Genomic DNA, 10,136 nt, shown 5'->3' on the forward strand with positions numbered 1-10,136 from the left:
CGTCGCCCTAGCCTTCTCCTCCGCTGCTATATCCTCATATAGATCCGCAATTGGATCGCCTTTCGCTTGAATATAGGTAGCCGTAAACGGTACGCCTCCTGCATTCTCATAGAATAAGGCGCTGTCATGAGCCACATAATGAGCACCTAGGCCTGCAGCCTTAAGCTGCTCTGGCGTTGCATCTTTTGTCAATTTATATATCATTGTAGCAATCATTTCCAAGTGTGCAAATTCGTTGGTACATTGTAATTAACAGTGATGATTTTCTTAGACACAGCAAGGCTTTTCGATTTTGAATATTTCGGTATTAATGCCTTTTGACTATATGAAGCGGCAACTCGACAACTAAAAACTGGTCTCACACCTCTGTTACAACTTATCAATTCAAAATCTTTTATACCTCAACGTAAAACCAAGATCGTTGAACTATAGTTTCCCGTTAGGATTCCTGTAGGGCATTAATTTTGCGCTTTGCACAAAAACGAGCGACTCCTGTACGATGAGGTAGACACGGGTCATAGCCCTTTAGCCATCTTAAGGAGGTCGCTCTATCTTGAAGTTTGAAGTTTAAAGCTCAATTCAAATAAAATCAACTGCTCGAACGCATTTCAACCCAGCACCTTGTCGTCGGTATCGACATCGCCCAGCAGTCCCATGTTGCTCGCGCTGTCACTTCCACGGAATCACACTCGGCACTCTGCTTCACTTCTCCAACGACGATGCTGGCTTCCGCCAGCTGCTTCAGTGGATGAAAGATATGCAGAATACACACCCATTTTAACGACACCATCATCGGTATGGAACCAATCGGTCACTACTGGCTCAGCTCGCTTCCTGGCTCAAAGACCGGAGCCTCGAGGTCGTGTTGGTAAACCCTCATCTCGTCAAAAAGAACAAGGAAAACCGCGATAATACTCCCTCCTTTGGTTATCGCCGATATGGTGAAAAGTGGCTACTACACTGTCATTAAAGAAACTAGTGAAGTGTACATGGAACTACGTGTGCTCATGGCAAACAGGGAGACAATCGTCCATCGTCTCGTCAGCGTCAAGAAGCAGATCCACCGCTGTGTCGACATTGTGTTTCCAAAGCTGAGGCAAGTATACAAGCACCTTATTGGCTCCGGGTCGCCCGCTACACTGCGTCTCTTTCCAACGCCTGCCGATCTTCAAAAGTTCACCGTTTGACAGGTAATCGACGGCTGGAAAACGGTCATGAGACGGCATAGCGGTGAACGAAGAGCTGGCGATCTCTGCTGGCACAGGCAGCTAGCTCGATCGGCGCAAAACATGCCGAGAAAGCCTATAAGCTTCATTTGGAACAGCTGCTGGCCGAATTTGATCTTGCTATGGGAGCAACTGCAAGTAATTTTAAAATTAGGGAGTGTGTTATGGAGCCAGTTATAGGAGTAGATGTGGCTAAAGGAATCAGCGTGATACAGGCTTTTCTGCGAAGGAATGAACCGTACGGAATATTGGAGAATATTACGCACGAGGAGAGCGGTTTAAACGACTGGGAGAATTGCTTGATGAATTGAAGGCACTCTCGGGTAAAGAACCAATCATTATTTTGGAAGAAACCGACCATTACCATCGAGGATTAGTTTCCTATCCCATACGTAGAGATTACAAGCATTTTATAATCAATCCACTGCAATCAAAACGTGCGAGAAACACGCAAAAACTTCGTTCGTTCACTAATTGCTATTTTCACGACCAGGTTCACCAAGTAGGATTACAACATTAAATTCATTAATAAAAACCAGCTCTAAAAAGTATTGCAAACAAAGAAACCTTGAAGGCATGAAGCCTTCCAAGGTATCTGTTAAATCAGTTGACTTTAATGATATTCTGCTAAAGCTCAAATGATCGACTCGTAATCTGGACATCAGGGTTCAAGTGTTTCAGCTGCAAACCATAGTCTTTTTTCATACTAGAGATATGCATGGACTCTAGATTCGGAAAGTAATCCTTCAGGTTGATTAAATCTACCTCTACATTGCATAAAATGAAATCTAGAATCTTTACTTCTTTCAATCCTTCAATCTCTTTAAGCTTAAATTCCTTGGTACAGCTATTTACTATTAGCACTTCAACTCCCTTGAATGTTTTTAACGTACTCAAGTCCAGCTTTTTGCAGCTGTCTACTTCCAACCTTTTAATGCTGCTGTTATCTCCCTTGAAACGCTCGAGGCTGCGACAACCCCGTACACTGAGATTAGTCAATCCAGATATTAACGCTACATTCCCCAACTCTTTAAATTTACAGCTTTTAAATGCCATTTTTTCAACCGGACTTTCTTTCCATTCCGTAAAATCCGGCTCTATCGAGCTGTGAAAAATATCAATGGTCTGCAGATGCTTACATCTTGCAGCAGCCGAATAATCCTCGATTTGTTCCACATAAATATCCATACGTTTTAATTTTGTCTGGGAAAGCTGAGATATATCCCTTCGTCGATTACGATGAGTTTGGATTTGAATATATTCACCTTTGCAGAGCCGCTCTATTCCATCAAAAGATTTAATTTTATGTCCATAGACATACAAAATTTTCAAACTCGAAAACGCCTGTAGTACACTGAGATCACCTAATGAAGAATTATAATTTATTATCAGCTTCTCGATTCGGTCCGTTCCTTCCATCTGATTCAGATGCTCAATTAATGCTTCAGCATTTACTTCTATTTCTAATGTATTACTGATTGTCAAGCTGTTATACTGTGACTCTATATTAACGATTCTAGTAAAATGCGACTCATCTATCGTTAGATCTGCTGCCATTATAATCATCCTCTTTTAAGTTTTTTTGTTGCCCAAACAAAACCCTTATATTGATTTGCTCGGGCAACAATTTTTATGCAGTATAATCTTCTAATCTCGGATTGAATAACCCCGGAACAAAATTACCCCATCTATCGAGATACCCCCAAAGTGCTCTCCCTTCCGCCTTCCAGAAATTATACTCATCCTTACTAATCCCTTCAGTCGTACCCGACTCATAGGTTTTGAAATAATTCGTACTAGAAAACCAACCATTCTTAGAATTTCCAATCGTAAACGCTCCTCCAACGATTGTTACATACTGTGTAATTCGTTTTGCGAGCTGAGACTTCACACAAAAGATTGCCACCCCTTATATATAAAGGGTTAATCCACGTTTCTTCACAAGAAACGTGGATTTTTCTTATTTTATTTAAACTCACGGCAATTTTTTATTTACTTATAAAAACTTATGGCAAACATATGATTCAGCATCAGTAGGGATTCATCCGTTTTTATATTTATACAACTCTATTTCTATCAATTTGTAATCATCATGAGATAGGTTAGAAATAAGCAGTCCAATAAATAAGTGAGCATGATCTACTTTGAGACCCACATCAGAATCATTCCTCTGCCGCAACGGTGGAGGACGATAACACAAAAGGTTGTTATAACCTAAGCTAGAAAATAAGGTTGTAGACTAAGAAAATAAAGTCAGTTTTAGAATTGCTAACTATAATGCGTGAAATTAATTAGAGAAGAGGCCGTTTGCATGAGCTTTCAAGCAGAAGTTTTATATGTTTTAATCGCGTCACCTTCGGATGTAACACCTGAACGTGACGATATCGAAACTAAAATATTCAAGTGGAACAAACTGTATGATGAACAATTGAATATTGTACTGCTTCCATGGCGATGGGAGGATCATGTTGTTACAGCATACAGTGGAATCGAAACACAACAAATAATCAATCAGCAACTTGTTAGCAAATGTGATATCGTCATTAGTTACGTCTTGATGTAAATATACCATTGACGTATCTAACTAGAGGTGGAATAGATATTTTTAAGCAAAAAGAAACCACATGGAGTAATACTCACATGTGGCATTTAAACTGGTCATATATTTAAAAGCTTAGTTATTTTATTAATAATACGTTCTATCTCCTCTTCATCAGTATATACGTTTGGATAAAGTATACGTTCCTGTTCAAATGGCGAATATCTAGATGATGCTCTAGCTAGTTCACTAAAAAGAAGCCTTTCTTGACCATTTAATTCTTCAAATTCAAGATCATGATCATAGGTTAATTGAAACTCTCTACAAAAATTGTCCATTTCAATTTTCTTCAGTCTTTGTAATTCAATCAACCAGTACAATCGCTCTTTTGAAGTCCTTTGTTCCATATTGACACCGCCTTATTTAATAGCCCCTAATGGACCAATTGCATCTCTTGTATACTCAAAATGATAAACTGTATTAGAAGCTGAATCATAGAGTACTTCCAAATTATATTTTTGAACATAATTAACTGTGACATTGTATCCAAGTGCAGGGTCATAAATTGATTTGGATTGAGTTTTATACATTTCAGTATAATACATTATTGCCTTACTACCACGTGGATCAGGCAAACCTTCTCCATATTTTATTGCTGAAGTTAGAGTTTGAACTGGAACAAACCTTCCGGCAGTCTCCATTCTAGTTGTAGTTGTTACAGTAAAGTTCAAACCTTTTTCTAACTTTGAAATCTTCCCAAATGCAAATATGCCCATTCCTGTTGAAATCGCCGCCCCTTCTCCGGGGTGATTCTCAACGTAACTGCTTAATCCTTCTGTAAATCCTTGAACAGCACTTAATGCAGGAAACATTTCATGTGCTCGCTTCATTATCTCTTCCATTGGAATCATTTTATCGGTACTTTGCATAATATTTGAATTAGAGTAGCCTGCATTTCGTGCTTGTGTTCTTATTTTTTCTGCTTCACTAGACCAATAATTCCTCTCCGATGTAGTCGTAGCAACCGACCACATGTTCTTCATTTCATTAATGACATAATTAAATCCGAGCTTTTCATTCCAATGCCCAGTCGGATCAACATAAATCAAAGGATTATTATGCACATAAGTATAAAGATTCTGATTTAAAGGATTCGCCAGTTCCCCTTCATACGTATCCTCATTTATAAACCGCCCCATTGAAGGGTCATACCAACGAGCACGAAGGTACTGTAATCCCGTTGTTTCATCCCAATATTCACCAGAGTAGCGGAAAGAATTGTCTACCTGCTCCACTTTAGAAATTGTATTGCCCCATAGGTCATATTCATATTCATTCAAAATATCTCCTGCTTCATCTCGAATGCCAACAATATCCCCATGCCCGTTATGCAGATAGTATCCTTTTTCTCCATTGACTTGCTCCTGCATAACTAGACCGTTACCTCGAAGATAGCTTACCTTCTCTACCGCCTTACCGTTAGGCTGTACGATACCCTCAGCTATGATTTGTTGCCCGTCATAATAATAGCGAGTGGTTTCTCCATTCTCTATTCGTTCGACGAGTAGATTGTCCCCATTGTAACGATACTGAACAACCTGTCCATCATCATCGGTTACTTTCGTTAGACGATCCCATTCATCATATCCATATGAGGTATTCATTTTTAGCTGAATTTCATTATCGGATGTAAGAGTGAGACGATTTCCGCGATTATCATATGTGTATGTTTCGTCAAATTGACTAGATGTACTAATTCGATTCAAGGAGTCATACGTAAAGCTATTATCCGATTTAATATCACCCTCAAACTTCTCCATTATATTTTTAATATTACGGTTTGCATCATGCTCATAAGCATACTCACCTAATACCGACGCAATCGAATTAATTTGTTTTAGACTTATCAACTTGTTATCGATATAGCCTAATTCTGTTTTTATTCCATTCGATTGTGTCTTTTCAGCTAATTGACCATTGTCATTATAGCTATAGGTTTCTTGTAATTCACCATTCCACTTAACTGATTCTAATTGATTCATATTGTTATAATCATACTTGACTGTATCAGAGAAAGGTGTCGTCATTGTTTCACGCAGCCCTCTCTGTTCATACGTATAAGCTATTGTCTTAAGATCTGGATATACAACCGAGTCTAACTCACCCGTAAATGGCTTATATGTGTAACTAGTTGTACCCGTACTATCCATCATACTCTCACGTGCACCATTATCTTTATATGTGAAAGATATGACTTCAGATGGCCCTTGTTTAGACGTTAGAAAATTCCTCTTATTATAGGTGTAGGCAAATTCCTGACCTGCTTTATCTTTCATCTTAATACGATTCCCATTCGCATCATAATAAAATGTATTCTCTTTTAACAAGGGATCTTTTGAACGAATTAATCTGCCTAGCTCATCATATTCTTTCGTTTGAAATTTCCCATCTGGAAATGTCGTTTTCACAAGATTACCTAGTAAATCATAGTTGTAGCTTGTTGTTTCCAATTGTGCATTCGTGACTGACTTCAACTGCCCTACCGTATCGTACGACCATGTTGTCGTCTCATTGTTTGCATTCGTTTGTTGGATCAATTGTCCACTAACCGGATGATAGACATTACGAGATATGTACCGAAGCTCACCACCTAATTGCGACATTTCCTGCAGCGTCATTAGTTGGTTATATTTATTAAAGGATTCTACTTGTGTAAAACCCATAGGATCCATTTTGGTTATTTTACGTTGCGCATCATCATATGAAACAGTAGATTCTGTTCCATCTTCTCCAGTGGTCTTTACTATTCGGCTTTCGTTATCGTATTGCATTTGAGTTCGATTGCCCAATGCATCCTGGGATTCAGCTACACGACCAAATGCATCATATAAGAGTCTATTTTTCACTTGAAAATTGCCTGCTACAATTATCCCTTCTTCTTCTTTCCAACCCAATCCATTATAACGAGTCTCGGTCTGGTATCCCATCTCATCCGTCACCGTTACTGTATTTTGTGTATCATCATACGCTGCAGCAAGCGTTTGATTATCAGGATGTTTTACCAACTCCACTCGTCCGAGCAGGTCAAACTGATATTCCGTTCGTAACTCGGTACCTCCAACTGATTTGTCCTTTCCTTCAATAGAGGCGGTAATACGTCCAGTCGAGCTATTATATTCAGCCCTAGTCTTTATAGTTGATGAAACGTGATCGGCATCTGTAATCGTAACTTGTTGACTCGTTGGGAATGCATGTGAATAAGAGCCACTGTACTCCGTGATTTTCTGAACGCTTTTAGCTCCATTGGCAATGGACATTTTCGTACTGTTTCCATAGCTATCGAAATCAGTAAAATTCAGTTGCTGTAAAATTTCACCGGAAGCATTGTTTTTTCTTACAGTGATGCCAGTTATATCTCCCTTCGCATTACGCTCGTAAAGGGTATAATGATAGATTCCGGCGTCTACGAGTGCAGTTTCTGAAACCACCCATTTTTTCACAGAATCGTACGTATAGCTTACTGTAGCCCCTTTCACATCAGTGGCAACGAGCGTGTTTCCGTAATCATCATATTCTGTACTCGTGGTTAGGATATCGCCTGTCTTATTGTCGCTTAATGTGGTGCTTGTTGGAGTCGACACGGGGTAAGCTCTAGACCCGACAACCTTTGTATAGGCATGGTTAGCTACTTTATCAAAGCCATCTGCCGACTCCTTTTGTTGTTCGAGATAAACCTGCATTGGTGTTTGATCATTAATAAAGTCTTTTTTATACTGTGTGGTCACATTTGTTAGTCCGTTATTTAATGTTGTAGAAAATGTAAAATCTTGACCATAGGACTGACCAACATCCGTATTGTTATAAGACATAGATCTCCAATTGAACTGCTTTTCCGTCCCATTTTCATAATATAATCGATCTACGCGAGAAGAAATTCGGTAAGCCTCATTCATGACATCCACACCTGAATAGCGTTTGACAGGTGCAGCTTCATATACATACTCCGTTTTCATCCCAGTAGGATGCTTAATATTTTTCAGCAATACATAAGGATTTGATTTCGCACGTTCCGGATAGGCATTCATCAAGTTAAACTTTGCCTCTCCCAATTCATACTTATAATCTGTTCTTCTATTTTCAGCATCTACGACATACTCAAGCAGTTCCATATTCCCTTCTAATTTCTTTGTATAGGTTACAATTTCGTTTCCTTTTTGAATCTTCACTTCAGTAGATGAATAGGTAATATCAATGGTATTGCCAATTGCATCCTTAACTTGACTTAACAACTTCCTACCATTATAAGTTGAGTTCTCAAGGGCATATTTAAATTCAATCGTGTTGTTATACGCATCGGAGATTTGGATAATACGACCTTCCTGATCAAAATATTGCTTAATACTACCATCAATTGGAGTCAAGACGTATTTTGAACTTATTCCATTTACCTTGACCGTAGTATCCAATGTCAAGCTCGTGCCTAACCAGTCAGATCCTTTCAGATTGGTACCTTCTACCTCATATTTCCCGCCATTTCCCATAATGACGTAGAGTTTATCTTGCTCCGACTGCACGTGCGGTAGATTCCATGACCACCCTTTCCCAATTGGATAGAGCTTCTCATTGAGCGGCATACTCGTATCATTAAAGTATCGAATTCCAGCCGATGTTCCCACTCGGAAAGTCTTCAACTCCGCATTGGGATTTGAGGCATAATAATAATAATACCCGTCCTCTGTACCCGCTAAGGTATTTCCTCTTCCGTTAATAGAAATAGCTTCATCCTTAGCAGTTGTATATTCATATAAAGGGGTTATCAACGGAACTGGATCACCTTCTACTGGTCCGTCATATGCCTCAATATCAATCCACTGAGAACCAGTGATTTCATAGGCATATCTCATTCTTCCTCCTGTTACAGCATCAGCTACCCAAGGTCCATAGTTTGTCGAACTCACGTAAGCTGGCATAGTCGGGTATCCATTATATTTTTGCGAATACTTCCGATTGTCTACAGCTGGTTTTGTAACCGAACCAGAAAAATAAGATGTGATTTCTTTTGTACATATCCAACCAGGCGTACTACCATTCGGGCAATCTTTAGTTAGTGAATTAACTTTGGTTGTAAGATTACCTACATAACCATCCTTGTCATAAAACATAGAGGTCCCACAACTACCACCAGGCTCGGTAGATTGCCAAATTTTAGAAGAGTTATATTTTCCGGGAAATTTCGCAATACATGAGTCTCGACCTATTATTGTATCTGCAGCAGTATAGCTTCCGGAAGTTACAAAAGGATCTCCTGTTTTGTAAAGTGCTCCACTATATCCATACTGATTATAATTAATATAAGTAGGGATTGTAGTTAAACTACTTAACTCTCTGATTTCTTCTTTGTAAATCTGATCAGAATTAATAGAATACCTTAGTGGTAAGACCATTGCTGCTTGGGCTGCCGCTTTAGTCTCATAAGTACCGCGCAACTTTTCATCAGTAGATAACGGAATGGTATTATAATCAATGCTTCCGTTTTTATCATAGTCTTGCTGAATCCATTTATTTTCATTGTACTTCAATTTGTACCGATATAATATTTTCTTTTTAATCGCGTTATATTGGACGTAATACTTATAGTCTCCATATTCATAGACCTCTGAGCCATATTTCTCATCATAGTATTGTGCATCATTTGTGTCATATTGTCTCGTTAAGGCAAATGACAGTCCATTTCTTCCTGGTAATGTCATATCTATATTTTGAATAGATAAGCTGCCTGATAAACTCGAAATAGATTCATTATTAATTCCAACACTATATGGGGCTTCACTTAATTTAGTTTTATCGTACACCGGAGCTGTCTCTAATATTGGCGGTGTTTCGACCATACTCATTGACTGATATCCTTTGTTCCCATAAACTCCTTCAGTTACCGAAGAAGAATCATAAACACTATCTGTCACATCAGGATTATAGACACTTCCTGTAATCGTTGATTTATCAGCTTCAATTATTATCATTTTCGGGGTGGAATCACCTGCTGCTCCATTATAGACACTCTCTGTGGCAGTTTGAGATTCATTCACCAGTTTAGAAAATAACAGATAAAGTGCTTGTTCAAATGAAATCCCTTCTAACTCAGCTTTATATAAAGCAGCGTATATTTCATTTAAATTGTAGCCATTATCTATATTCTCCTGAATAAAGCTCTCTGATACTGAGAAGCGCTTCATCATGTCTTGCGCTATAATCGATTGATTCTCTTCTGCTTTCGCATTAACCGTTTGTCGCTCATAGTTATTAAATAGTCCCATAAAAAAAGTGATGATTAAAATTATTGATATTAGTTTAATTCGTTTTTTAGTGTACAC

At 38.6% G+C, this 10,136-nt stretch carries 8 protein-coding genes and 1 pseudogene; 3 read left to right on the plus strand and 6 right to left on the minus strand.

Annotation, left to right across the window (positions count from 1 at the left end):
* Together AB4Z17_RS28760 and AB4Z17_RS28765 are read right to left on the minus strand one after the other, a co-directional pair.
* Positions 1–240: pseudogene (locus AB4Z17_RS28760) on the minus strand (manganese catalase family protein); the annotation flags it as partial.
* A 349-nt stretch (positions 241–589) separates the two neighbouring features.
* Positions 590–793, minus strand: a complete 204-nt coding sequence (locus AB4Z17_RS28765) for a hypothetical protein (RefSeq protein ID WP_441963622.1) — start codon at positions 791–793, stop codon at positions 590–592.
* 145 nt (positions 794–938) lie between these two features.
* Between AB4Z17_RS28765 and AB4Z17_RS28770 the strand changes: the two genes are divergently transcribed.
* Positions 939–1,187 carry a hypothetical protein gene (locus tag AB4Z17_RS28770; RefSeq protein WP_441963623.1) on the plus strand — a complete coding sequence of 83 codons (249 nt, stop codon included), beginning with the start codon at positions 939–941 and terminating at the stop codon, positions 1,185–1,187.
* Positions 1,188–1,315: 128 nt separating this feature from the next.
* Positions 1,316–1,537 carry a hypothetical protein gene (locus AB4Z17_RS28775; RefSeq protein ID WP_441963625.1) on the plus strand — a complete coding sequence of 74 codons (222 nt, stop codon included), beginning with the start codon at positions 1,316–1,318 and terminating at the stop codon, positions 1,535–1,537.
* A 316-nt stretch (positions 1,538–1,853) separates the two neighbouring features.
* Here the strand turns inward: AB4Z17_RS28775 and AB4Z17_RS28780 are convergent, their stop codons facing one another.
* Positions 1,854–2,783, minus strand: a complete 930-nt coding sequence (locus tag AB4Z17_RS28780) for a hypothetical protein (protein ID WP_441963627.1) — start codon at positions 2,781–2,783, stop codon at positions 1,854–1,856.
* Positions 2,784–2,856: 73 nt separating this feature from the next.
* On the minus strand, positions 2,857–3,117 hold the full coding sequence (locus AB4Z17_RS28785) for a hypothetical protein (RefSeq protein ID WP_441963628.1): 261 nt from the start codon (positions 3,115–3,117) through the stop codon (positions 2,857–2,859).
* A 390-nt stretch (positions 3,118–3,507) separates the two neighbouring features.
* On the opposite strand from AB4Z17_RS28785, the gene AB4Z17_RS28790 reads away from it, so the two are divergent.
* Positions 3,508–3,789: a hypothetical protein gene (locus tag AB4Z17_RS28790; protein WP_441963629.1), complete on the plus strand. Its 282-nt coding sequence runs from the start codon at positions 3,508–3,510 to the stop codon at positions 3,787–3,789.
* 95 nt (positions 3,790–3,884) lie between these two features.
* On the opposite strand, the gene AB4Z17_RS28795 is transcribed toward AB4Z17_RS28790, so the two are convergent.
* Together AB4Z17_RS28795 and AB4Z17_RS28800 are read right to left on the minus strand one after the other, a co-directional pair.
* Complete coding sequence (locus AB4Z17_RS28795) at positions 3,885–4,172, minus strand: magnesium and cobalt transport protein CorA (protein WP_441963631.1); 288 nt, start codon at positions 4,170–4,172, stop codon at positions 3,885–3,887.
* A gap of 12 nt (positions 4,173–4,184) precedes the next feature.
* Positions 4,185–10,079 carry an RHS repeat domain-containing protein gene (locus tag AB4Z17_RS28800; protein WP_441963633.1) on the minus strand — a complete coding sequence of 1,965 codons (5,895 nt, stop codon included), beginning with the start codon at positions 10,077–10,079 and terminating at the stop codon, positions 4,185–4,187.
* Positions 10,080–10,136: the final 57 nt, after the last annotated feature.

This window comes from Paenibacillus sp. TAF43_2 (assembly GCF_052113545.1).
In the GTDB taxonomy this organism is placed as follows: Bacteria; Bacillota; Bacilli; order Paenibacillales; family Paenibacillaceae; genus Pristimantibacillus.

Coding starts and splice junctions, on each gene's coding strand:
- AB4Z17_RS28800 (WP_441963633.1), bottom strand. CDS start 10,079: ATGGGACTATTTAATAACTATGAGCGACAAACGGTTAATGCGAAAGCA.
- AB4Z17_RS28770 (WP_441963623.1), top strand. CDS start 939: ATGGTGAAAAGTGGCTACTACACTGTCATTAAAGAAACTAGTGAAGTG.
- AB4Z17_RS28765 (WP_441963622.1), bottom strand. CDS start 793: ATGATGGTGTCGTTAAAATGGGTGTGTATTCTGCATATCTTTCATCCA.
- AB4Z17_RS28780 (WP_441963627.1), bottom strand. CDS start 2,783: ATGGCAGCAGATCTAACGATAGATGAGTCGCATTTTACTAGAATCGTT.
- AB4Z17_RS28795 (WP_441963631.1), bottom strand. CDS start 4,172: ATGGAACAAAGGACTTCAAAAGAGCGATTGTACTGGTTGATTGAATTA.